Consider the following 24,487-nt stretch of genomic DNA (forward strand, 5'->3'; position numbering starts at 1 on the left):
CCGGCCTTCGATCCGGTGCACCTGATCGCGGACTATTTCTGTCCGCCCAGGGACTTGGCAAAGCGGGCGTCGAACGGTGCGTGGCCTCCACGCTCGTCGGCGGCGTCCATGCGGGTAAAGGCGTTGTTGACGTAGCGGATCCCCGCCCAGCGCAGCGGTTCGGGCTCCCAACGTGGCCCCGCACGGGTATGGAACGGCAGGTCCTCGAGCCCGGTCTCGCGCCCCAGCAGACGCGCGGCCATCAGCCGTCCGGCCAGTTCGCTCGTGCTCACCCCGCGCCCGGTGTACCCATGCAAGGCGGCAATGCGCGTGCCTTCGTCGAACGCCACGGTCGGCAACCAGTCGCGCGGAACCCCCAGGTATCCGCCCCAGGCATGGGTGAATTCGACGTTCTCGAGCACCGGCCACCAGGCCCGCGCGGTCTGGCGCATCCAGGCGAAGATCGCCTCGTTGCGGGTCGCCGCCTCCGGCGTGGCCGACCCGAACAGATAGGGCGCCCCGCGCGAACCGAACAGGATGCGCCCGTCGTGCGTTCGGGTCAGATAGTTCTTGATGTTGACTTGCGAACACAGGCTTTCGCCATGGGTCCAGCCGATCGCGTCCCAGATCGCGGGCGAAAGCGGCTCGGTCAGCACGATCATCGAGGACATCGGGACCAGCGCCCGCTGCCAGCCGGGCTGCTGCGGCAGATAGGCCTCGCCGGCCATGACCACCGCGCGCCGCGCGCGCACCGTTCCGCGGTCGGTTTCGAGCACCGGGTTCTCTCCCGGACCGCAGCGCAGCACGCGGGTCTGCTCGTAGATCACCGCACCGCGCCGCTCGACCGCCCGCGCCAGGCCGCGCACCAACCGTCCGGGATGGACCGCCGCGCCCGCGCTCGAAAGCAGCCCGCCATGCACCTTGGTGGCGTGGACCCGCGCGAACGCTTCGTCCGCGTCGAGCAGGCGCGCATCCTCTCCGAAACCGAGCGCCTGCGCCGTGGCCCGCGCCTTGACCAGCAGGCCCATCTGCCGTTCGGAACGGGCCAGGTTGAGCAGGCCGGTCTTGCGAAAGTGCGCCTCGATGCGCTCCTCTTCGCACGTTGCACCGATCCGCTCCACCGCATCCTCGAGCGCCAGCAAGGTCCTTCGGGCAACCGGCCCGCCAAAGCGGCGCGCCATCACGTCCGCGTCGAGCGGGAAGCGCGGCGAGCACCACCCGCCATTGCGGCCCGAGGCTCCGAAGCCCGCGACATCGCGCTCGACCAGCGCGATGTCGAGACCCGGCTCGAGACGCAGCAGGTGCAAGGCCGTCCACAGCGCGGAAAAGCCCGCGCCCAGAATGGCGACATCGACCGTGATGTCCCCGGCCAGCGCGCGGCGCGGCGTCAGCGTTTCGCCGGCGGTCTCCAGCCAGTAGCTCGTTGCCGCGTAATCGCGTGCGCCCGCGTCCTGCCGGACAGCCGCCGCCATGCCTGCCTCGTGGGTCATGCGCCAAGCGTGCTCCGGTCGAGGAGGAATATCTTGCGGCTCGCCGAAAGCACGGTCCATTCGCCCCGGCTGCGAGCGGGAAACCAGGCCACGTCACCCGCGCTAAAATGCACCGGCTCGCCACCGTCGGCAGGGTGGAACACGGCCTCGCCTTCGAGGAAATGGCAGAACTCGGCTTCCTCGACCTGGCGTACCCAGCGCCCTTCGCTGCACGCCCACAACCCGAAGCGCACCGCATCCTGGCCCTCGGGCGTGATCGCGCAGGAGCGTACTTGGGAAACCGGGGTATCGACAGGCACGGGAACCGGCTTTGCCTCACCCCATCGATCGGCCAGATCGGCCAGACGGTACTTGGAAATAGACATCGTCAAACGCACTCCTGTTATCGCGCGATGTGCGCCATCGCGCGGGCGTCGGGGAGGTGCGCAGTTTGACGGAACCGGTGTGCCCCAGTCACCGCCGGCCGTTCGAGACCGCTAAACCGTTGACCCTGGCGTTACCCTCGGCGTTGCCCCTGGCGCCACGGCCAACGCTCAGAACGGGCGCAACACCCGGTCGAGGAACAGGCGCGTGCGCGGGGCCTGGGGGTCGGTGAGCACGGCCTGCGCCGGGCCCTGTTCGACCACCACCCCTTCGTCCATGAAGATGACCTGATCGCCCACCTCGCGCGCGAAATCGATTTCGTGCGTGACAACGACCATCGACATGCCCTCCTCTGCCAGTTCGCGCATCACCGCGAGCACTTCGCCCACACGCTCGGGATCGAGCGCAGAGGTCGGCTCGTCGAACAGGATCGCCTCGGGCCGCATGGCCAGCGCGCGCGCGATGCCCACGCGCTGCTGCTGTCCGCCCGACAGGCGGGTGGGGCGCATATGCGCGAAATCGGCCATGCCGACCCGTTCGAGGATGGCCATCGCCTCCTCGCGCGCGTCCTGTTCGGGCCGTTCCAGAACCTGGACCGGCCCCTCCAGCACGTTTTCCAGCACGCTGCGGTGCGGAAACAGGTTGAAGCGCTGGAACACCATCGCCACCCGGCGACGCACCGAGGGCAGGCTTTCGGGGGCGACCCGGATCTCCCCGACGTGGATGTCCCCGCCATCCATGCGTTCCAGACCGTTGATGCAGCGCAACACCGTCGACTTGCCCGACCCCGATGGGCCGAGCAGACAGGTGACGGTTCCGGCCAAGCATTCGAACGACACGTCGCGCAGCACGGTCTTCGCGCCGAACGCCTTGGAAAGGTTGGAAACCCGGATCATGTCGTGGCAAACCTCTTTTCCATGAAACGCACCGCGGCCGCCAGCGGGAGGCTGGCCAGCAGGTAGAGCATGCCGACCATGATGTAGACTTCCCCGTTCTTGAAGGTGCTGATCGCGAGGAGCTGACCGGCGCGGGTCAGTTCGGCGATGGTGATGGTCGAGGCGATCGAGGAATCCTTGAGCAGCATCACCGTGGTGTTACCGAAGGTGGGCAAGGCCGTGCGCAGTCCCAGCGGCAGGGTGACGCGCCGGAAGATGAGCCGTTCGGACATCCCCAGCGACCGCCCCGCCTCGAGCAGGTGACGATCGACCGCTTCGAAGCCGGCGCGAAAATTCTCCGCCTGATAGGCCGAATAGGCCACCCCGAGCCCGAGCACGCCCGCCGCGAAGGGCACCAGATTGATACCCAGTTCGGGCAGCACGAAGTACACGCAGAACAGCTGCACGATGATGGGAATTCCGCGCACGATGCCGATAAATCCCACCGCGGCCGCGCGCAGCAGTGGCACGGGCGACAGCCGCGCCATCGCCAGCGCAAGCCCCAGGACCAGGCTCAGCGGCAACGCGCTGAGCGTCAGCAGCACGGTAACCCCGAACCCCTTGAAGAGAACCGGTGCGAACAGCACCAGATCGGTAGCGAATCCTTCGAAATTCATGAAATTTCCCACTTTCGCGCAACCGCTCCGAGCGTTTTGGGTCCCAGTTCGGTGATCGCGGCGTTCACGCGATCCAACAGCGGATCACCGACCCGCGTGACAAAGCACAAGTCGAGCCTGGCCGGCGGCGCGAATTCGCGCGCAAGGCGCAGCGGCCGCTCGGGGCCGACCCGCAACTGATAGGCCAGGATCGGCGCGTCGCCGTAGCCCGCCGCGATACGCCCGTTCGCCAGATCGCGCAGGATGTCCGCCAGCCCGTCATACGTCACCACTTCGCGCACGCCGGCTTTGGCCAACTGGTCGATGAACACCGTGCCCACTTGCGCACCGACCCGGTGCCCACGCAGGTCTTCGAGACGGTGCACCGCCAGGCGCGAGCGCGCGGGCAGCACCACGCCGCCCGAATAGCGCATCAGCGGCTGGCTGAAGGCCGCCACCCGTTCGCGCGCCGCCGTGCGCAGAAGCGCGGCGGCGATCAGGTCGATCTTGCCCGCGAGAAGCGAGGGGATGAGCGCCGAGAACGGGATGATCTCATAGGTCGCCTGCATATGCATGCGCGCGATCGTCGCATCGGCGACCTCGATCATCGCCCCGGTGAACGCGTTGGACCAGGGATCGACGAAACTGAACGGAACCCCCGTGGGCGAAGAACCGATCCGCAGCGCACCATCGGCGCGCGCGACCTGGCAGCCGCCCAGCAGGGACAGCGTCAGCCCGGACAGGCAGCTCCGACGCGTCAAGCCCGGGGGGTTACGCATGGACGCGCTTTCGCCAGGCGCACACCGCGGGACGGGTTCGCCCCGAAGGTATGCCCCATCGTGACCCACCACCGGTCACGCCAGAGCCAATGCTGAACGAAGGCATTCCATTCCCTCTGCAATCACCGCGTCCGATGCCGTGAGCGGCACCAGAATGCGGCAGGTTTCCTTGTGCGCACCATCCACCCGCACAATCAAGCCAGCCTCCAGCGCGTGCCGGTGCATGGCGCGCATGCGGGTGGCGCCATCGCGCGCGCGCCCCTGCCCGGCCCCCTGCCCGGCCCGATATCCGGTTCCCTGTCGGGCCCCCTGTCGGGCCATCGCCGCAGACGGCATATCGAAGGCAATCATAGCCCCGATGTGCCGCACGTTGCCAATTGGGGCGAGCGTCTCGTCCCCTGCAAATTCGGACAGCCGCGCCACGACCTGCGCACCGATCGGCCGGGCTCGTGCCAGGAGGTGCTGCGAGGCCAGAAGATCGAGTGTTTCCAACGCGGCAGCGCACGACAGCGGCGAAGCGGCGAAGGCTCCTCCCACGCCATCGGCCACCGCGATGTCCATCAGATCCGCACGCCCGACAAGGGCCGCGACAGGCACTCCCCCGCCCAATCCGCTATCGAGCGTCAACAGGTCCGGAGCCAGCCCGGCGTGTTCGATCGCAAACAGGCAGCCGGTCGAGCCGAGCGCGCAGGATGTCTCGTCGGCAATCATGACAATGCCGAACTCGTTGCAGGTCCGGCGCAACTCGCGCAGCCAGGAGGCAGGAGCGACGTGCGGTCCGCCCGCGCTCAGCACGGGTTCGACGACGAGCGCGGCCACCTCGCGCGGGGCGATCGCGCTGCGCAGCATCCGGCCGAGCGCGGCCAGGCTTTGCGCCCGCCCCACGCCGAGCGACGGCGCGGCATAGGGCGCCTCCATAAGCACCGAAGCAGGTGAAACAGGCCCGCTCCCCGCCGGAGCGGGAGCGGTAAAGGTGATGATGCCCTGGCGCCCCGTCGCCGCCTGCGCGATTCGGATCGCGTTCTCGACGGCTTGCGCGCCGGTCGTGCAGAGCATCGACTTGGTCGGCACGCCAAGGGGCGCCAGGGCATTGAGACGTTCGGCAAGCTCGACGTAGCCGGGATGCCCGGCGACGTGCCCCCCCATATGCATGAGGGCTCCCAATTGCCGCTCCACCGCCGCGACGATGCGGGCATGGCGATGGCCGGAATTGGGGACGGCGATTCCTCCTGCAAAGTCGATGTAGCGCTTGCCCGTCTCGTCCCAGATCTGCGCGTCGTCCCCCCGCACGGCGAACACCGGCAGGGCTGAGGAAAGGCCTCGCGGCAAAGCCAGCGTCCTGCGCTCCAACAGGCTCTTTACCATGACGTGAACCGTTCCCCCCGCGTTCGAACCAGATCATCCATCGCCTCGGATCACGGTGGAATGAAGGTGCCTATCTCGACCGGTCCGGTGACTGATGATCAACGTCCGGCGCTGGCGCGCCCCGCCCGCACGCACGGCGCAAAGGCCAAACGGCGGACAGACCGCCGCGCCCGAGCGATGGCGGGTGCCGATAGGGCCAAGCTGGTGCCGCCCGGTCAACGCGGGCGCGGCGATAGGCAACTTTGTCTCCCTCGCTTCCTCTCTATCGTGTCGCAAAACAGGCAAAAACAAGCGCGCCGCGCCAACATGAGGGGTTACCACAGCGACAATGCACAGATTGAACAGGACCCGCCGCCTTTTCGCATGGACAGCCAGTTGCAGTGTCTGGGCGCTGTGCCTGGCAGCTCCCGCGCAGGCCCAGAGCTCGGAACCGGGCGATAGCAACGAGATCGTCGTGACCGCCACGCATCAAGCCGTCACGCTCAACAAGGTTCCGGTCAGCATTGCGGCCTACGACGCCAAGGCGCTGGATACGCGGTCGATCCGCACGGTGACCGATCTCGTGCGCCAGACCCCCGGCATCGACGTCGCGGCCGGCTACGCCAGCCCGCTGCTCCAGCGCATCTCGATCCGCGGCATCGATTCCAGCGCCGGGGCGCCAACGACCGCCATCTACATCGACGATGCCGCGATCCAGGCGCCGGTGGGCGGCCTCAACTACGCGGGCAGCACGGTGCCGCAGATCTTCGACCTCGAACGTGTCGAAGTGCTGCGCGGCCCCCAGGGCACGCTGTTCGGCGCCGGCGCCGAAGGCGGCGCGGTGCGCTTCATCACCCCCACGCCCAGCCTCACGCAGACTTCGATTTACGCAAAAGGCGCAATCGGCGTGGTCGAGGGCGGCGGCGTGGGTGGCGAAATCGGCGGCGCCATCGGCACCCCGATCATCACCGACACGCTGGGCTTGCGGCTGAGCTACAGCCACCGCTGGGATGCCGGCTACGTCGATCGCCTCGGCTGGGACGGCGCGACGAACGACACGAACGCCAATTCCGCACAGGTCGACATCCTGCGCGCGGCCTTGCAGTACAAACCTGTCGACGGGGTGTCGCTGGTCCCCTCGGTTTACTACCAGCGCTACGCGATCAACGACACCGGCCAGATCTGGCAGAGCCTGTCGGACCGCCATGAGGGCTCCTATGTGAACGGCTTCGCGGAAAAGCAGCCCGCCAGGGACGCCTACGTCCTGCCCTCGTTGCGAACGGTGGTGCGCACCGGACAGGTCGAATTCACCGCGATCACCTCGTTCCTGCACCGCAGCGTCACCCAGGATCGCGACCAGACCAACATCATGGGCGGGACCTATCTCGGCGCGCCCTATCCCGAGCTGGCCGACGGCACGGTCGTCTCCACCGTGTTCCACAGCCACTCGGTCCAGAACAACTTCGCGCAGGAATTGCGCCTGGCCAGCGCCGATAACGACGCCGCCCTGCACTGGCAGGTCGGCCTCTATTATTCGAACGTCCGCCAGACCTCGACCGGCACGCTCAATTCCCCCTATTTCGACGCAGCGCTGATCGAGACTTACGGGGTCAGCTCGGAGCTGTTCTACGGCGCCGAGCTGATCGACGGCACCAAGCTCTACGATGGGAACGAACATACCCGCGAACGCCAACTCGCCGCATACGCCAGCCTTGATTTGAAGGTTACCCCCACGCTCACCCTGACCGCTGCGGGGCGCTATGGGGTCGACAAGATCGACTACCAGATCACCGAGCGCGATCCCTCCTTCGGGACGACCGACCCCAGCTACAACAACGGCGCCAAGAAGGAGATGCCCTTCACGCCCAAGTTCGCCGTTTCCTGGCAGCGAACCCCCGACCAGCTGGTCTACGCCTCGGCCTCCAAAGGTTTTCGCGCTGGTGGCGTCAACTCCACGCTGCCCCAGGAATGCTCTGCGGACCTTGCCGCCATCGGTTACGATTCCACCCCGCGAACCTACGATTCGGACACCACCTGGAGCTACGAAGTCGGCAACAAGAGCCGCCTTCTGGGCGGCGCGCTTTCGCTCGACGCCAGCGCCTTTTACGTGAAGTGGAACAATATCCAGCAGGCGCTCAGACTGGGCTGCTACTATTCACTGGTGCTCAATTCGGGCAAGGCGGTCAGCAAGGGCTTCGACCTCAACCTGAGCCTGCGTGCAAGCAAGGCGCTCAGTCTGGGCGGTTCGGTGGGCTACACCGATGCGAAATACACCCAGGACGTGGTCAACGATGCGGGTGTGATCGCGCTCGACGGCCAGACGCTGGGGCAAAGCCCGTGGTCGCTGGACCTGTGGGTCGACTACCGCTTCGAGGCCTTCACCCACCCTTCGTACATCCGCATTCAGGACAGCTTCAAGAGCCGCAACAACGGACTCTACGGCCAGCAGATGGCGGCTTCGCCGACCTACGATGCGAACTTCGCACCCGATCAGGCCTACAATTCGTTCGACGTGCGCCTGGGCACCTCGGTGGGGATCGCGGACCTCGCACTGGTCGTCCAGAACGCCTTCAACGAACAGCAGTACCGCTCGACGATCAGCCTTTCGGCAAGCCCGGAAATTCTCTCGACGGTGCAGCGCCCGCGCTATTTCGGGCTCGAAGCCATCGTTCGCTACTGATCGCAATTTCGCTGCAGCGCGGCGCGCAGGAGGCCCTTGCCGGCTGCGTGCCGCCATCGCCACAGGATCAGCCCCTGCGGTGTTGCCGTCTGCGTTGCACAAGGCTTTTGGCGGAAATGAGGACAGGATCGATCGCTTGCGGCAGGCGCTGATCCTCACGGGGTGTTATCCGAATTCCTCGAAGACGACCGCGACCCTGAGGGCTTCTGGCAGCGCGTGGACGACAGCTTCTCGGCTGGTCGGATCAAGCTGGTCTTCGTGGCCGACACGATCCCAAACGAGCTGGCCCGCATCGTCGAGTTCCTCAACAAGCAGATGTAGGCCGACGTTCGCGCTGTCGAGCTAAACTGGTTTGAAGGCGACGGTATCAAGGCAAGCGCTGATCGATACCCCAGTCGCTGTAGCAAGCCCCCTGACGACCACCAAGCTCGCAGGGCAGCCCGGATTCCTGCATCACGGATCAATGAGCCAAGTGTGCGAAATGCAGTCCTGGCAGGCTGCGGGAAAAGGCGCTTGCCGTGAGGTAACATTGCTGATTCCAGGATCGCGAGAAGCGATGTTGAAGGGAGCGGGATGCGCGGCGGTGATGAACGGAGCGAAGGGCTGTTCTGGTACGTAAGTTGCGAGGCTCGGGTGCCGGCGAACCATCCCTTTCGCGCGATCCGGGCAATTGTCGATGAAGCGCTCGAAGTGCTGTCTGCGAAGTTCGACGGCCTCTATTCTCGTATCGGGAGGCCCTCGATCCCGCCCGAGAAGCTCCTTCGGGCCTTGCTCCTGCAGGCGTTCTATTCGATCCGCTCAGAGCGCCAGTTGATGGAGCAGATGGACGACAACCTGCTCTTTCGCTGGTTTGTCGGCCTGGCGATGGATGCGCCGATGTGGGATGTCACGGTCTTCACCAAGAACCGGGGGAGGCTTCTGGCAGGCGACGTTGCCGCCAAGTTCCTTTCGGCCATCATCAGCCAGGCGCGCGTACAGGCTCTTCTCTCGGACGATCATTTCTCGGTGGACGGCACGTTGATCGAAGCCTGGGCCAGCGTGAAGAGCTTCAGGCCCAAGGATGAATGCGGCCCCGGGGATGATGATGACGGTGGGGCGGTTGCCAGCCAGGGCGAGCAGGCAGCAACGCCGAGTGACTGTAATGCCGGACGCGATTTTCGCGGCGAGAAGCGCAGCAATGCAACCCATGCATCGACCACCGATCCCGATGCCCGGCTGTTCAAGAAGGCGCGTGGCCAGTCTGCGAAGCTGTGCCACATGGCCCATGTCCTCATGGAGAACCGTTGGCGGCCTCGTTGTCGATACGATCCTGACCCATGCTATCGGCACCGCTGAACGCGAGGCGGCGCTGACCATGCTGGGGCGCATGGACGGGCGCCATCAGATTACCCTGGGCGCGGACAAGAACTATGACACCGCCGCCTTCGTCGCGGCGCTGCGCGAGATGGGCGTCACCCCGCACGTGGCCCAGAACAACACCAACCGGCGTTCTGCCATCGACGGGCGCACGACACCCCATCCCGGCTACGGCCTCTCCCGGAAAATCCGCAAGCGGATCGAGGAAGTGTTCGGATGGGCCAAGACCTGCGGCACCATGCGAAAAACCCGTCACCGCGGGCAGGATCGCATCGGATGGTCCTTCACGCTTACCGCCGCCGCCTACAACCTCATCAGACTGCCGAAACTACTGGCAGTGGCCGAGCCGTGCCGTTCACATCACCAAGACCGCGCCAACACGGCAGGCAACTTCGAATTTCAGCCTCGAATGAGCGAGGTCCTCGCCCCGCACCTTGGAAATCGGCGCGGAGGCGGCCACTGCGCCGCTTTTTTCCGCAACCTGTTAGAGCTAGCCAATCAGTCGGATAAACTGGTGGACAGGAAACGGTGGGCCTTCCAGGTGCCATTTCACCGCAATGATGGCCGCAGTAGCGACTGCTGCACAAATTGCGCCTCTGCGCCAGTCGTTAACAAATCCAAGCCGGATGGCTGAAGCCTCGAAACCCAACGCAAGAACGGTGAAGGCTAGGATCTGGTAGCGTGACTCGATGCCTCTCTGGACAACCATCCGCAAAGCTCCCGCCGCGACTGCAAAGATCAGCGAGGGAAGAACGTAGTTTCGCGCAACTTGGGGCATTTTCAGCTTTCAGGGTCGGAAGTGCCCCAGTCTCCTAAATTGAACAAATGAAAGCAGCCTGAATGGCTTGCTCTTACTACGGTCGCTTGATGGTCCCGAAATTGCTGGCGGAGCGAGCCTCGGTCTGAAAACGAACAACGCCGCTTGCTGCGCCTGAGACGCGGCGCAGCTTCCAGGAGGCATGTGAATGATATCGCCTGCAATCCGCCCAACGATACACGCCCCGTAGTGGCCGTTCAGACGCCGAAGTCAGCTTCTCAGGAGCGGACGGTCAGCAAGCAGGCCAAACGTGCTCTTGTGAACCGTGATCCAATGCCCCTTTGCAGCAACTTCACGGGTTTACATCCTGGGCGGTTCATCCCCGCCAAACAGCTCCGGATACGTCCACCACCAAGGGTAACGAGTGTTGCCCAGCACCATGGTCACGATCGCGGGATAGATGAGTTCGGCGCGCACATCATTGCCAAGCAGGGCAAGACAACGCTTGTTGGACTCGTCGCACTGGACGATGTTGCCGGTCCAGTCGTTGTGGCCACCCTTGGCGAAGAACCAGCCTGATGGTCCCCTCCAGGTGTCGACGCCAAGGGCGCCGGCAAGGTGCACCTGTGGTCCACGTGGATCGTAGGTGCCCAGCACCTCGATGGTGGGGAATTTGGACTTTGTGTGGATCGGCACTTCAGGTCGTGTCCATTCGGCGCGCATTTCGGTCGAGAGGCCTTCGCCCATCATCATGCCGCGCCACATTCGCGCCTGATCTGCGATGGTGGAATCCATCGACCCCGAGGCGCTGACATTGTCACGATGGTCGTGCGGCACAAAGGTTCCGTCGAACTCATAGCCGTCGGCAAGGTGGTCGGCGAAATCATCGCGCCACTGCATGCTGGTGTTGGGCATGCCGAAGCGATCATAGATGCGCCGTTGCATCTCCTCCTTCACATCGAGGCCCAGTCCTTCCTCGAGCACAAACTGGAGCAGATAGAAGCCTTCGCCCGAATAGGCATAGGCGGTGCCCGGCGTGAAGTGGAACGACATGTCGTTGTCGGGCTCGAACCAGCGCAGGTTGGCAAGACCTGAGCTGTGGGTCAGCAGCATGCGCGGCGTGAGCAGCCGCCAGGCATCGTCGCCTTCCAAGGACGACCAGTCCCTCTCTCCACCGCTGTATTCGGGCAGCGGTCTGGCGAGGTATTCGCGGATCGGCCGATCCAGGTCGATCTTGCCTTCATCCACCAGCTGCAGAACCATATAGGCAAAGGCCGCCTTGGTGATCGATGCGGCGTACATGATCGTGTCGGTCTTCAGCGGGCGCTGATCTTCGACATTGGCATAGCCGAAAGCGCGGATGTGGCGGATTGCATTGCCCTCGATGATCGCGATTGCCATCCCCTTGACGTCGTTTCGCGCCATCAATTCCTCTATACGCGTATCGAGCGCATCATAGCTGGAAACGGCGGTTGCCACCGGCGGGGGCGTGGCGGGCATCGCGGCTGATCCGCTCAGGCTGTGCGCGATCAGGGCCGCCGCCGTGAGGAGTAGGGTCTTCATCGAAGGTCTCCCTGTTTTCAGGACACGTCAAAGGGTGGCGACAGGTGCGTCGCGTGGAATAGTCAGGGTGCGAAAAGTCAGATGGTCAGCGCCATCGCCAGGCCACGAAGAAGCAGCCCAATCCGCCGACAATCAGTGCAACGCCGGGAATCAGAGCCCAGCGATGGCGTGGCGGTTGGTGAATTTCATTGCTGCCGACCAGCAACCAGACGCGTTTGCCATCGAGCGCTTTTTCGGTGAACATCGGCCCCCGCATCTGGGTGAGAAACCTGGTCTGTTCATCAGTGCCGGGCGGGATTTCGCTATCTGCCGGTGCGTCGGCAGCGATCACCCCCTGCGATCTATAGGTGTATTCGAGCATCGAGCGCGCGGGCTCAGTCATGGCAAAGCCGACAAAGCCTCCACCCAGCACGAGAGCAGCCAGCCCGGCAATCAACAGGCGGCGCGGCGTTTCGACGTCGCGGCGGGAGCGCTCGAGCAGCAAGTCACGCAGCGTATCGATGTCCCGCAGCCGGTCGAGCTCAGCTGGAAATAGCACCCCGGCCATGTCGGTCGGATTGATGCCATAAACTTCGGCCAGTCGTTGATAAATGTCGCCCGAGGGGATCGATTTACCGTTCTCCAGTTTTGAGAGATAACTCTGCTCGATCCTCACGCGGGACGCCGCTTCGGGTTGGGTCCACCCGCGTTCAGCGCGTTTCTGCTTCAGATAGTCGCCGAACTTCATGGCCGATCTTCCCGCTGTGAAGCTTTCTATGCACACGTAGGAACGAGGTGAATTCAAGCGGAATATCGCAGAATATCGCAGAATATCGGGAATTTTCGAGGCGCCATATGCGAAACGGCAAGCGAGCCGGGGGTGTGAGCGCTATTTCACGAAGTCCTGTCAATAAAGCTTCACCGACGCACCTTTCACGCCTTGACACTGCCGGCCGCTCAGGCGCCGATTTGCACACCCCGAAAGAGGAGGGTCCGTCTTTTCCTACCTTGCGCCGGCCCGGAGCGAATTGGCAGCCGAAGATCAGCTTCGCCCAACGACGAGGGGGGGCGGGATTATGACGCAGCCCCATGCTGCTCGGCCTCTGCGGCCTCTGCCTTGAGCATCCGCGTCAACCCCAAGCAAATCGCCAGGAGGACAAGCGCGAACGGCAGGCCTGTGACGATCGCAGCCGTCTGCAGGGCCCCAAGGCCGCCCGCATAGAGCAGCGCGCCCGCCAGGATGCCGATCGCGATGGCCCAGGTCACGCGCGGCACAAAGCGCGCCTCCTGCTGGCCGCCCGAGGCGATCATCGCGGTGACCAGCGCCCCGGAATCGGCCGAGGTCACGAAGAACGTCGCCACGATCAGGATGGCCAGGCCCGAAGCGATCGTGCTGAACGGGAAATGGTGCAGGAAGGCGAACAGCGCATCGGGCATCGAGGCGTTGACCGCCTGCGACAGTCCGCCCGCACCGAACAGCTCGATGTGCAAGGCGCTGTCCCCGAAAATCGTCATCCAGGCAAAGGTGAAAAGGCTGGGCACCAGCAGTGTCCCCGCAATGAATTCGCGCACCGTGCGCCCATAGGAAATGCGCGCGATGAAGATGCCCACGAACGGCGACCAGCTTATCCACCAGGCATAGTAGAACAGCGTCCAGGCGCTCTGCCAGTCCTCCTTGGTGTAGCTTTCAGTCCAGGTCGAGAAGTAGACGAAGCGCTGTACGTAGTAGCCGATGTTCTGGATGAAGCTGTCGAGCAGGTAGACCGTCGGGCCGGTCACGAAGACGAACAGCGCCAGCGCGAGGGCAAGCACCATGTTGCCCTCCGACAGGCGCTTGATCCCGACATCGAGGCCAAACGCCACCGAAAGCGTGGCGAGCCCCGTGACGACGACGATGATGATCGCCTTGACCATCCCGCTGTCGGGCACGCCCGCAAGCAGCGTGAGCCCGGCGTTGATCTGCGAGGCGCCGAACCCCAGCGAGGCGGCCACGCCGCAGACAGTCGCGGTGATCGCCAGCACGTCGATCGCATCGACCAGCAAGGTCGGAATGCGCGGATAAGCGGCACGCAGGAACGCCCCGATGCTCAGCGTCAGGCCCTTGTTGTAGGAAATGTAGCCCAGCCCCAGCCCGATGATCGCATAGATCGCCCAGGCGTGCAGCCCCCAGTGCAGGAACGTCAGGCCCATCGCGTGCTGCGCGTTGCGCGCAAGCCCCTGCGGCAGCGTCGCGCCCGGGTTGGAAAAGGCCGAGATCGGCGGGTTGGCGAAGTGCATGACCGGCTCGGCGACGCCATAGAATAGCAAGCCGATGCCCATCCCGGCGCTGAACAGCATGGCAAACCAGCTGAGCGCGCCATAGGCTGGCTTCGCGTCCCGTCCGCCCAGGCGCACGTTGCCCAGGCGCGAGAACGCAAAATAGGCGCAGGCAATCAGCAGCACATTGACCGTCCCGACCAGAAGCCACCCGAACGAATGCGTGGCCCAGTCCTGGATTGCCTGAAAACGGGCGGCCGCGACCGTCGTATCGTACAGGGCGAAGGCGATGAGCGCACCAATCGCGGCAATGGCGCCGAAGAATACGGTTGGCTTGAAATCGGCGATGGGACTTGCTGCGTTGTCAGGTTGACTTGCCACCCGGGAAGAACTCCAAGTTTTCGATCATGAATTTACTTGCCTTTTCTTTGAGCATCGAAATACAATGATAAAGAAAAGAATAAGTAACAGATCGCATTGATCTCTTAAAAAATAAGATTTGATATATACGGATTTGAGAATCCCGACCCATATAGCGCGTGTTGTGATTATGCAACATTTCAAAATACCGTGGCAATAATCTCATATACTCGGTTGCCATGCCGCCTCTCATCGGTATTCTCTGACGCAAGGGTGCTACATCAATTCAATTTTCGCCCACGATATTGTGGTGTCTCGGCGGGCGTCGAGGCGCCGTTTGCGCGTGCCCCATGCTGCGGCGCGCGCGTTTCGCATGAACTGTGAACGATACAGGGGATTTCACATGCTCAAGCCTTGCAGCGGCGCGTCGATCGGCGCGCTGGCGATTGCTATTGTCTCGCCGGCCATGGCCCAGCAGGGTCCGGCCCAAACCCAGCCACAATCGCAAGCACAGGCCCAGCGCCAGGGCGGTGTCAGCGAGATCGTGGTGACCGCCACCCGGCGTACCGAGAACCTCCAGGACGTGCCGGTATCGGTCAACGCGCTGGACTCGCGCGAGCTCGAGCGGCTCAACGTCAACACCTTCGACGACTATTTGAAACAGCTGCCCAACGTCACCGCCGGCGGCGGCGGCCCGGGCCAGAACACGATCTATATCCGCGGCCTCGCCTCGACGACGCCCAACCTGACGGTTGCGGGCGTCTCGGGCCTGGCGCCCAACGTCTCGATGTACCTCGACGAGCAGCCGCTGGCACAGCCCGGGCGCAACCTCGACGTCTACGCCGCCGACCTCCAGCGCATCGAGGTCCTCTCGGGCCCGCAGGGCACGCTGTTTGGCGCCAGTTCGCAGGCGGGCGTGGTGCGCATGATCACCAACAAGCCCGACCTCGCGGGCTTCGACGCCTCGGCCAAGGCTGGCGCGGCGTTCACCAGGAAGGGTGATCCCAGCTACAACGGCGAGTTCATGATCAACTTGCCGGTGACCTCCAACTTCGGCCTGCGCGCGGTCGTCTACGTCGACGACCAGGGTGGCTACATCGACAACGTGCATGGCTCGGTGACCGCCCAGGACAGCGCGCGCTTCCGTTCCGCGGGCACGGTGCGCCAGAACGGCACCGTGGTCAGCACCGAGCGCGCGGGCTTTCAGGCCGGGCAGGACCTGTCGGGCGTCAACTTCATGGCTGCCGATAACCAGGCGCTCGTGCAGGACGACTTCAACGGCACCACCTACAAGGGCTTTCGCCTAAGCGCGCTGTGGGAAGTGACCCCGGACTGGACGATCAACCTCTCGCACACGCGCCAGAACGTCGATTCCGACGGCGTGTTCTATGCCGATCCGGAACTGGGCCTCGAAGATCCCTCGATCCAGCGCTATTCGCCCGACCGTCTCGAGGATGACTTCTCGAACACCGCCTGGACGGTCGAAGGGCGCCTGGGTATGCTCGATCTGGTCTACAACGGCGCCTACACCGACCGCGTGACCGACCAGACGGTGGACTACACCGACTATCTCTACGTCGGCCAGTACCTGCCCTACTACATCTGCGACGGTTCGGTGTCCTATCCCGGTTCGGCGGCGCCCTCGGGCACCTGCCAGGCGCCGAACCTCTACGTGAAGTCGCATAGCCGCACGAAGGAAATCACGCAGGAACTACGTGTCTCGACGCCCAGCGAGAACCGCCTGCGCGCCACCGGCGGCGCCTTCTGGTCCAAGACGGTGCTCAAGGAGCGCAACGACTTCATGTATCCGGGCAGCCAGTACGTCGACCTGTGGGGCCAGACCGGCTTCCCGGCCAACGGCAACTTCCCGAACGCCTGGTCGAGCACCGACGAGGCCATGCCCGCAGGCGGCATCTTCCGCAACGACGTGAAGCGCACCGACGAACAGTTCGGCCTTTACGGCCAGGTCGATTACGATGTCGTCCCCGACCTGCTCTCGGCCAGCTTCGGCATGCGCTATTACGACGTTTCGGTGGACCTCACCGGCACCGCCAACAGCTCGTTCTGCAACGCGGGCGGCACCGACGTGAACGCGTTTGGCACCAACCTCAGCGACCTCTACGACGGCGATGGCGAATACACGTTCGTGGGCACCTGCGGCGATGCGCTGGGCACGACCTTCACCAAGGGCCAGTCGGTCGAGGACATCATGGCCGCTGGCCTGACCCAGGCGCAGGCAACGCAGGTGTTCAACGCGCTGTCCGCTCCCGACAAGGCGCGCGACAAGGGCGTGATCTTCAAGGGTACGGTCTCGCTGACGCCGGCCGACGGGGTCATGTTCTATGCGACCTACTCCGAGGGCTTCCGCCCGGGCCTGCTCAACCGCCCGGGCGGCGCGACCAGTTCGTCAGGCTACACGGTGCCCTTCACGCTCCAGTCGGACACGGTGAAGAACTACGAGATCGGCTGGAAGACCGAGCTGTTCGAGCGCCAGCTGCGCTTCAATGCGAGCGCCTTCTACCTCGATATCCAGAACCTGCAGACCACGATCTTCGATCCGAGCATCACCAACCTCACCTTCTCGGACAACGCGGCCGATGCGCGCAGCTACGGCATCGAGGGTGATTTCGCTTTCGCGCCTTACGCGGTGCCGGGCCTGACGCTGGCGGGCGCGTTCTCGTTCCTCAATTCAAAGGTGACCAAGGTGCTCACCCCCACCGACACGGTGGAGAAGGGCTCCTCGCTCGCCTATGCGCCGCCCTTCCAGGGCAACCTTCGGGCGCGCTACGAGTGGGATCTTACCGATGGCATCGTCGCCCACGTGATGCCACAGGTGACGCATTCGGCGCACAAGTACACCGACATCGTCACGATCAACCGCTTGCGCCTCGAAGGCTACACCACCGTCAGCCTCGCGGCGGGAATCGAGAAGGACGACTGGAACCTCGAGATCTACGGCGAGAACCTGACCGACAAGCGCGCGCAGGTTTCCGGCAACTTCTACTTCGACCGCGCCCGCGTGGTCATCAACCGTCCGCTCACCGTGGGCGTGCGGATGGGCTGGCACTACTGAGCCCCATCGCGCCAGCGCAACAGGTCATGGCGGCAGGCAGGGGCTGGGCCCTTGCCTACCGCTTCGCCGTGCGCAAGGAGTTCCCGTCATGAGCGATGCACCCACCTTGCCGGGCGAAGGCCCCGCCGCCCGTCTTGCGGCGCAACGCGCCGCCCACCTCGCGCAAGGCCGAAAGGCGATCCAGGCCGGTCACTTCGAGGACGGGCTCACCGCAGCCCGCGCCGCGCTCGAAAGCGCGCCCGACAACGCCGATGCGCTCTATCTGGCCACCGTCGCCTGCCGCTATCTTGCACGCTTTGCCGAGGCGCAGCGCTATCTCGAGGAGCTTCTGGCGGTCCTCCCGGAATACGGGCGCGCCTGGCAGGAGCGTGGCCATCTGGCCCGCGCCCAAAGTGCACCTGACGCCGCCATCGCCGCCTATGCCCGCGCCGTGCGCTACAATCCCGCGCTCGAGGCAAGCTGGCGTGCGCAAGGCGATCTCCTCCTCGCACAAGGCCGCCCCGCCGAAGCCGAAGCCGCCCACGCGCAAGGCCGCCGCATCGCCGCCCTGCCGCGCGAACTCGTCGCGGTGATGAACCACCTTCACGAAGGCCGCCTGCTGCGCGCCGAGGATTTCTGCCGCCACTACCTGCGCGCCCGTCCGCGCGACGTGGAAGGCATGCGCCTGCTTGCCGATATCGGTGCGCGCTTGGGCATTCTCGATGATGCCGAGTTCCTGCTCGAAAGCGCAGTCGGCTTCGCGCCGGACAACGTCCAGGTACGGCTCGATTACATCCAGGTCCTGCGCAAGCGGCAGAAGTTCGCACAGGCTCTCGCTCAGGCCGAACACCTCTATGCCCGCGCCCCCGCAAATCCGCTGTTCGCCTCCCATCTTGCGATCGAAGCGATGCAGACCGGCGACTATGCGCGCGCCTTCGCACTGTTTGACGCCGTGCTCGAACGCGTGCCCGGCGATCCCGCCACACTCACCAGCAAGGGCCACGCGCTCAAGACCACCGGCGCGCAGGAGGCTGCCATCGCCAGCTACCGCGCCGCGATCACCGCAAAGCCCGACCACGGCGATGCCTGGTACGCGCTCGCCAATCTCAAGACACTGCGTTTCGCGGCCGGGGAGCGCGACGCCATGCGCGCGCAGCTTGCCCGCGGCGACCTGGCCTTCATGGACCGTGTCCACCTCGAATTCGCGCTGGCCAAGGCCTGCGAGGACGCGGGCGAACACGCCGAGGCGTTCGCCCACTACGAACGCGGTAACGACCTCAAGCGCCGCCAGACCCGCTACGATGCCGACCGCATGAGCGCCGAGCTTGCCGCGCAGGCCGCCTGCGCCACGCCCGACCTCTTTGCCCGCAACGCAGGCCACGGCTGCCCCGCGCCCGACCCGATCTTCATAGTCGGCCTGCCGCGCGCGGGCTCGACGCTCCTCGAACAGATCCTCGCCTCGCACTCGATGATCGACGGTACGCTGGAACTGCCCGACATCCTTGCGCTCGCCCATCGCCTGCGCGGGCGCAGCGCCAGTGCCTCACGCTATCCCGAGGTGCTCCATGACCTCACCCCCGAGCAGCTCGAGGCGATGGGCCGGGGCTACATCGAGAGCACACGTATCCACCGCCAGGGCGCGCCCTTCTTCATCGACAAGATGCCCAACAACTTCCGGCACATTGGCCTGATCCACCTGATCCTGCCCAACGCGAAGATCATCGATGCGCGCCGCGCGCCGCTCGACTGCTGCTGGTCGGGCTTCAAACAGCTCTTTGCCGAAGGGCAGGAGTTCACTTATGGGCTCGCCGAAATCGGGCAGTACTATGCCGACTATGTGAAGCTCATGGACCATTGGGACACCGTCCTTCCCGGAACGGTCCTGCGCGTGCAGCACGAGGACGTGCTGGCCGATCTTGAGGGGCAAGTTCGTCGCATGCTCGACTTCCTTGACCTTCCCTTCGATCCAGCCTGCCTGGCCTTCCACCAAACAAATCGCGCTGTGCGCACGGCGAGCTCGGAACAGGTACGCCGTCCAATCAACACGGCCGGTGTCGCAGCCTGGAAACCCTATGCTGAGCAGCTCGAACCACTTCGGGTACAACTTGCAGGCGCAGCCATCCATTGCTGCCAATAAGAAAGCGGCCCCGTGGGCGCCTATTCGCCCGATGCAACGAAGCCAATGAATTGGCCCGGCAAATTTTGAAAGTAACTGTCGCTCCCAACATAATGATTAGGGCTAAGGACGGTAGAGTCAGGAAATGGCGCGGTGTCGTGCGGCGCGCCTGTGGGGCTTGACGGTTTTCGCGGAGTGCATCCGACCGAACGTGTATCCCAGTAGCGGTTGAGCAAGGCACCATCGGGCATGCGTACGACAGGTTTGCACGCCCCTCGTGCTCCAAGACAGTCCGCCCCTGCCATCCAAAAGTCATATTCGCTTCTGAGCGCGCCCAGCCGTCGCCGCGCGACGGCGCCATCGTCCGCATTGGACAAATCCATCATCAGGGCCAGAAAAGGGGGTTGGGAACGGGTGAGGCAATAGCTGCGGGTTCCGTTGGGAACATGCCCCTAACGCGCGACCAGATCCACGAACTTGGCCAGCATCGCCTCGACGAGCACATCCTTTCCATCGGCCTTGAGGCTGAGCATCGTGAAATAGCTGTCCCAGTAGTACATCTCGCCGATGCGTCCGCCGGCGACGACATAAGTGTGCTTGAGAGCGAGCCGGGACGAACCGGGCTCGACCGCGATCGCAGGCCTGGTCAGAATCGGCCAGAGCGCGCGGATATGCGTGCGCATCATCAAAGCGCGCGCCCTGCCGCGATCGATGCGCACCTGATCGTTGCCAGCCTGGTCGACGTCCGCTTGATCGACCGGTGCGAAATTGCGGGCAACGAAAGCCGATAGCTCGACACGCGTTTGCGGGCGCTCCTTGCGATAGTCCGCCATGATCTGCGCGCTGGGACTTCGCGCGATCATGGCGGCGAAGGTCTTGCTGTCGGGAAAGACCCGGGTCAGTTCGACCGCTCCAATATTTCGTCCGTCTCTCCCCTAGCGTGCTCGTCCCCAGGCGTAGCAAGGAACGCCATCAAGCCTCTTTCATAACGTGAGAGCCACCTGGTCCGGCGCGGCAAGGCCACCTCCAGAAAGTACGGCGAAGGCGCACGCGCGGCGGCGATCAATTGCGGATGGATATAAGCCTTGCACACTATCGCGGGGGGTGTTGCCCAGATGGCGCGAGACATGCGCAAGCAGGTCTTTGAGCGGCGTTCGCCCGCCCCCTCGACCGAAAAATTGTCGCGCAGGAAGGTAAAGGCCAGAACGCTCGCACGCCAGGTCCGGAAATCCTTGGCCGTACGCTTACCCCCGCCCGCCTCGCGAATGTAGTCGTTGACCAGACTCGAGGTGATCGCATGGAAGCGCCCGTCCTCGTCGCGATAGCGAAACAGCGTCTGGCCGGGAATATCCATCAACTGCTTGACGAAGCGCAGCAGTCCCCGGTCGGTGACCGTCATCTCGCAGGTTCGTCCCGATTTCGCCTCGAAGCGAAGGTGCACCCCATCCGATTTCAACCGGGCATGCCGTCGACGCAGCGTAGTTGCACCGAAACTGCCGTTGGTCCGGGCGTAGTCCTCGTTGCCGACACGAATGCGCCCGGTATCGAGCAGGCGTACGATCGATGCCAGGGCTCGCGCGCGACCGAGCCCGCGCCCGGAGAGGTCCGCATCCCTTCGCGCAGGTCCCGCGCCGCGCGGAAATTCTGTCTGCCCCGCCCCCACCGGCCTGTCCCGACAAGAGGCACCACGCTTCAGATATTGCCCTGCAATTCGGCTGGCACCGCGTCGTTCGGCCCGAAGTAGAGCGCGGCGCATTGCGCAGCGAGACATCCGCCGTCCAGAACGAGATCCTCGCGCCAGGCATCCGCGATGAAATCCATGGTGTCGAGATGACGGTCCTCGAAATACATGCGGTGCACCTCGTCGCGCCCCGCGCCGTAAACGATCCGCTCCACTTTAGTCCAGATCGAGGCCATGGTACACATCCCGCAGGGCTGCAACGTCGAATAGAGTGTTGCCCCGCGCAGATCCATCGAACCCGACGCAGGCCCGGCTGCTCGGAATGCCACCATCTCGGCGTGCGCAGTGGCGTCGCAGGTTTCGCATGTCTGGTTCGTTCCCGTGGCGATCACCGCCCCATCGCGTACGATGATCGCCGCGATGGGGGTGTCTTGCGGCGTGCTGCCCTTCGTTTTGGCAAGGGCGATGGCCTGGGCCATCCAGCGCTCGTCTTCAGCACAAGGCATCACCCTCGCCTCCCGCTCGGCCCGACAAGCCCCCTGACCGGCGTATGTCCCACTTCAGCCGGGCAGGGCATAAGCGATGACCTGGTCGCTGACCGGCGTTTCCATGAAGTGGTGGCCGCCAGCATAGATGACGAGGTACTCCTTGCCGTGTTCCTCGTAGATCATCGGCGTGGCCTGTCCGCCTCCGGGTAGCGCGTCCTGCCAGACGGTCTTGCCGGTCTTCATGTCGATGGCGCGGATCAGATCGTCCGTGGCTGCGGCGATGAAGATGAGGCCGCTGCGGGTGATCACCGCCCCGCCATTGTTCGGCGTGCCGATAGTCAACGGCAGGTGACTGGCAATACCGAAGGGACCATTCTTGCGCGCGGTGCCGAGCGGGCGATCCCAGATCGTCTTGCCCGTCGCGATGTCGATCGCCTGAATGCCGCCATAGGGAGGCTCCTTGCACAACATGCCGGTGAACGGCAAGCGCCAGCCCGCGTTGACGTCGACCGCGTAGGGGGTGTTCGCCTGTGGATCGCCCGCGCCTTCGGCGCCGCCGATCGGACCATTGCTCTGGTCGCGCGGCTCCCAGCCCAAGGCATCGGCGACCTTGCGCGGGACCAGCTTCACGTAGTTGGGCATGTCGTTGTAATTGGCGATGATCACGCCGCGCTCGGGGTCGATCGCAAGGCTGCCCCAATCCGAACCACCATTGTAGCCCGGGTACTCGATCGAGCGGCGCTTGTCCGTCGGCGGGGTGTAGAAGCCCTGATACGATGCCTCACGGAACTGGATGCGGCAAACCATCTGGTCGATCGGGGACATGCCCCACATGTCCTTCTCGGTCAGCGGCGGCTTGCGCAGGGTATGCCACAGCGACACCTTCTGCGTCCTGGCCCGCATTCGCGGCTCCACCCCGCCAAGCGGCGTCCGGATCTTGCCCACGGGCGTCAGCGGCTTGCCGGTGCGCCGGTCGAGCACGTAGATGTCGCCTTGCTTGGAGGGCAGCACGATCGCCGGCACCATGCCCGCCTTGGTGGGAAAGTCGATCAGCGAGGCCTGGCTGCCCAGGTCATAGTCCCAGACATCGTTGCGCACGGCCTGGAAATGCCAGCGTGGCTTGCCGGTCTTCACGTCGAGCGCCACCAGCGAGGTCGCGTATTCGTTCTCGACCGGGGTGCGCAGCCCCGAATAATAGTCCGCCGAACTGTTGCCCATCGGCAGGTAGACCAGCCCCAACTTCTCATCGCCCGAAGCGATGGTCCACATGTTGGGCGTGCCGCGCGACCAGGTCTGGCCCTCGGGCGGCGCCTTGGTCCAGTCGGGATGCATCATGTCCCAGGCCCAGACAAGCTGTCCGGTCCTGACGTCGTAGCCACGGATCACCCCCGAAGGCGACCAGCGATCCTGTCCGTCGGTGACCTGGTGTCCGGTCACGATCACGCCATCGACGATCGCCGGGGGAGAATTGATCGAAACGTATCCGGCAGGCACCTTGCCCATGCCCCTGGTGGTGTCGATCTCGCCGTTGGTGCCGAAATCGCCGCAGCGCTCGCCGGTGTCTGCATCGATCTCGAAAATGCGCGCATCGAGCGTGCCGAAGACGATGCGGCGCGTGCAGGCCGGATCGGAACTGCGGCTCGCGGCGCTCACGATCTTCGCCGTTTCCGACGGCGTCGCTGCATAGTTGGCCGCGACGACACCGGAGTCCTCCACGCCGGGCTGGCCCTGCGCCTGCCCGGCCCCGTCCGCGTTCGCATCGTAGTAGCTCACACCGCGACAGGCGGCGGTGTAGGGGATCGCGCTGTCGGGCACGCGGGGATCGAAGCGCCACTTCTGGTCACCGGTCGCCGGATCGTAGGCGATCACGATGTTCTTGGGCGTGCACACGTAAAGCGTGTCGCCAATCTTGAGAGGCGTGTTCTCGGCCCCATAGGTGCCCTTGGCCTTGTCCGATGGCATGTCGCCGGTGTGCACGCTCCAGGCACGCGTGAGCGTGCCGACGTTGGCGGGGGTTATCTGGGTCAGCGGCGAATAGCGGTGCCCGGCGAACGAACCGCCATATTGCGGCCAGTCCTTCCCGGCGGTCTGCAACGAAGGATCGCTCATCGCCATGCGTGCAGCAGGAAGATCGCCCGGCCGTCCAGCCCCGTCGAGCGTGCCGACGATCGCGAACAAGGCGCCGACCGCGACCACCGTCCCCGCGCAGGACAGCGCCGCCACGCGCCAGCGCCCCGCCCTGCGCCCCAGCGCAGCGAGCGAACAGATCACCGGGATCAGCAGGACCGCCGGAGCGAAAATCCGCGGAACGAGCGCCCAGGCATCATCCCCCGCTTCCCAAAATGCCCAAAGCACGGTGCAGACGAAGATAGCGACGTAGAGCCACCCGCCCGCCGGGCGGCCAAGAACGAGCAGGACGCCCGCCACGATCATGGCCGCGCCGGTGACGAGGTAATAGGGCGAGCCCCCCAACCAGGCGAGCCATACCCCCCCGCCCAGCAGCACAAGGCCGATCAGCGCGAGAAGAACTCCTGTGGCGATGGCCAGCCAGGAGCGTGCGAAAGAGGACGGAAAGGTCATGATAGCGGCATCCGGCAATGGGCTTTGAGGGTTCGCGGCCTGTCCAAACTCGACCAGCTCACTCAGGCTCTAGGGTGACTCGGGAATGCATCGCCCCCGGCAATGTTCCGAATTGATCCGGAAAAGCTTTGGA

General features: G+C 64.6%; 16 protein-coding genes and 2 pseudogenes. 5 read left to right on the top strand and 13 right to left on the bottom strand.

Annotation, left to right across the window (positions count from 1 at the left end):
* Window positions 1-32 precede the first annotated feature (32 nt).
* From MTR62_RS05530 to MTR62_RS05555, 6 genes are all read right to left on the bottom strand, one after another.
* On the bottom strand, window positions 33-1,469 hold the full coding sequence (locus MTR62_RS05530) for an NAD(P)/FAD-dependent oxidoreductase (protein WP_244017803.1): 1,437 nt from the start codon (window positions 1,467-1,469) through the stop codon (window positions 33-35).
* Window positions 1,466-1,834: a cupin domain-containing protein gene (locus MTR62_RS05535; protein ID WP_244017804.1), complete on the bottom strand. Its 369-nt coding sequence runs from the start codon at window positions 1,832-1,834 to the stop codon at window positions 1,466-1,468. Before MTR62_RS05535 ends, MTR62_RS05530 begins: the two co-directional genes overlap by 4 nt.
* 168 nt (window positions 1,835-2,002) lie before the next feature.
* Complete coding sequence (locus tag MTR62_RS05540; RefSeq protein ID WP_244017806.1) at window positions 2,003-2,728, bottom strand: amino acid ABC transporter ATP-binding protein; 726 nt, start codon at window positions 2,726-2,728, stop codon at window positions 2,003-2,005.
* Window positions 2,725-3,384 carry an amino acid ABC transporter permease gene (locus MTR62_RS05545; protein ID WP_244017808.1) on the bottom strand — a complete coding sequence of 220 codons (660 nt, stop codon included), beginning with the start codon at window positions 3,382-3,384 and terminating at the stop codon, window positions 2,725-2,727. The genes MTR62_RS05540 and MTR62_RS05545 overlap by 4 nt, the downstream gene beginning before the upstream one ends.
* Window positions 3,381-4,142: an ABC transporter substrate-binding protein gene (locus tag MTR62_RS05550; RefSeq protein ID WP_244017810.1), complete on the bottom strand. Its 762-nt coding sequence runs from the start codon at window positions 4,140-4,142 to the stop codon at window positions 3,381-3,383. The genes MTR62_RS05545 and MTR62_RS05550 overlap by 4 nt, the downstream gene beginning before the upstream one ends.
* A gap of 75 nt (window positions 4,143-4,217) precedes the next feature.
* Window positions 4,218-5,507, bottom strand: coding sequence for an aspartate aminotransferase family protein (locus tag MTR62_RS05555; RefSeq protein WP_244017812.1), 1,290 nt, complete (start codon window positions 5,505-5,507; stop codon window positions 4,218-4,220).
* A gap of 454 nt (window positions 5,508-5,961) precedes the next feature.
* Between MTR62_RS05555 and MTR62_RS05560 the strand changes: the two genes are divergently transcribed.
* The 3 genes and pseudogenes from MTR62_RS05560 to MTR62_RS05570 all read left to right on the top strand — a co-directional run.
* Window positions 5,962-8,166, top strand: a complete 2,205-nt coding sequence (locus MTR62_RS05560) for a TonB-dependent receptor (RefSeq protein ID WP_244017814.1) — start codon at window positions 5,962-5,964, stop codon at window positions 8,164-8,166.
* A 162-nt stretch (window positions 8,167-8,328) separates the two neighbouring features.
* Window positions 8,329-8,487 (top strand): hypothetical protein, encoded by a 159-nt coding sequence (locus tag MTR62_RS05565; protein ID WP_244017816.1) that lies wholly within the window; start codon window positions 8,329-8,331, stop codon window positions 8,485-8,487.
* A 252-nt stretch (window positions 8,488-8,739) separates the two neighbouring features.
* Window positions 8,740-9,859 (top strand): annotated as a pseudogene (locus tag MTR62_RS05570) (IS5 family transposase); the annotation flags it as partial.
* A 780-nt stretch (window positions 9,860-10,639) separates the two neighbouring features.
* Here the strand turns inward: MTR62_RS05570 and MTR62_RS05575 are convergent.
* From MTR62_RS05575 to MTR62_RS05585, 3 genes are all read right to left on the bottom strand, one after another.
* A complete protein-coding gene (locus tag MTR62_RS05575) occupies window positions 10,640-11,842 on the bottom strand; it encodes a serine hydrolase domain-containing protein (RefSeq protein ID WP_244017818.1) in 1,203 nt (400 codons plus the stop codon).
* A gap of 85 nt (window positions 11,843-11,927) precedes the next feature.
* Window positions 11,928-12,569, bottom strand: a complete 642-nt coding sequence (locus tag MTR62_RS05580; RefSeq protein ID WP_244017820.1) for a helix-turn-helix domain-containing protein — start codon at window positions 12,567-12,569, stop codon at window positions 11,928-11,930.
* 326 nt (window positions 12,570-12,895) lie between these two features.
* A complete protein-coding gene (locus MTR62_RS05585) occupies window positions 12,896-14,458 on the bottom strand; it encodes a BCCT family transporter (protein WP_244017823.1) in 1,563 nt (520 codons plus the stop codon).
* Between the two features lie 382 nt (window positions 14,459-14,840).
* Between MTR62_RS05585 and MTR62_RS05590 the strand changes: the two genes are divergently transcribed.
* Together MTR62_RS05590 and MTR62_RS05595 are read left to right on the top strand one after the other, a co-directional pair.
* Complete coding sequence (locus tag MTR62_RS05590; RefSeq protein ID WP_244017825.1) at window positions 14,841-17,510, top strand: TonB-dependent receptor; 2,670 nt, start codon at window positions 14,841-14,843, stop codon at window positions 17,508-17,510.
* An 88-nt stretch (window positions 17,511-17,598) separates the two neighbouring features.
* Window positions 17,599-19,626, top strand: coding sequence for a tetratricopeptide repeat-containing sulfotransferase family protein (locus MTR62_RS05595; RefSeq protein WP_244017827.1), 2,028 nt, complete (start codon window positions 17,599-17,601; stop codon window positions 19,624-19,626).
* A 20-nt stretch (window positions 19,627-19,646) separates the two neighbouring features.
* Here the strand turns inward: MTR62_RS05595 and MTR62_RS05600 are convergent.
* The 4 genes and pseudogenes from MTR62_RS05600 to MTR62_RS05615 form a co-directional block, all read right to left on the bottom strand.
* Window positions 19,647-20,522: pseudogene (locus MTR62_RS05600) on the bottom strand (trehalase family glycosidase).
* Window positions 20,504-21,376 carry a hypothetical protein gene (locus MTR62_RS05605; RefSeq protein WP_327194381.1) on the bottom strand — a complete coding sequence of 291 codons (873 nt, stop codon included), beginning with the start codon at window positions 21,374-21,376 and terminating at the stop codon, window positions 20,504-20,506. The pseudogene MTR62_RS05600 and the gene MTR62_RS05605 overlap by 19 nt, the downstream one beginning before the upstream one ends.
* Window positions 21,298-21,792 carry a nucleoside deaminase gene (locus MTR62_RS05610; protein WP_244017831.1) on the bottom strand — a complete coding sequence of 165 codons (495 nt, stop codon included), beginning with the start codon at window positions 21,790-21,792 and terminating at the stop codon, window positions 21,298-21,300. Before MTR62_RS05610 ends, MTR62_RS05605 begins: the two co-directional genes overlap by 79 nt.
* A 54-nt stretch (window positions 21,793-21,846) precedes the next feature.
* Complete coding sequence (locus MTR62_RS05615) at window positions 21,847-24,354, bottom strand: membrane-bound PQQ-dependent dehydrogenase, glucose/quinate/shikimate family (RefSeq protein ID WP_244017833.1); 2,508 nt, start codon at window positions 24,352-24,354, stop codon at window positions 21,847-21,849.
* Between the last annotated feature and the right edge of the window lie 133 nt (window positions 24,355-24,487).

It is taken from the genome of Novosphingobium organovorum (assembly GCF_022832435.1).
GTDB classification, from domain to species: domain Bacteria; phylum Pseudomonadota; class Alphaproteobacteria; order Sphingomonadales; family Sphingomonadaceae; genus Novosphingobium; species Novosphingobium organovorum.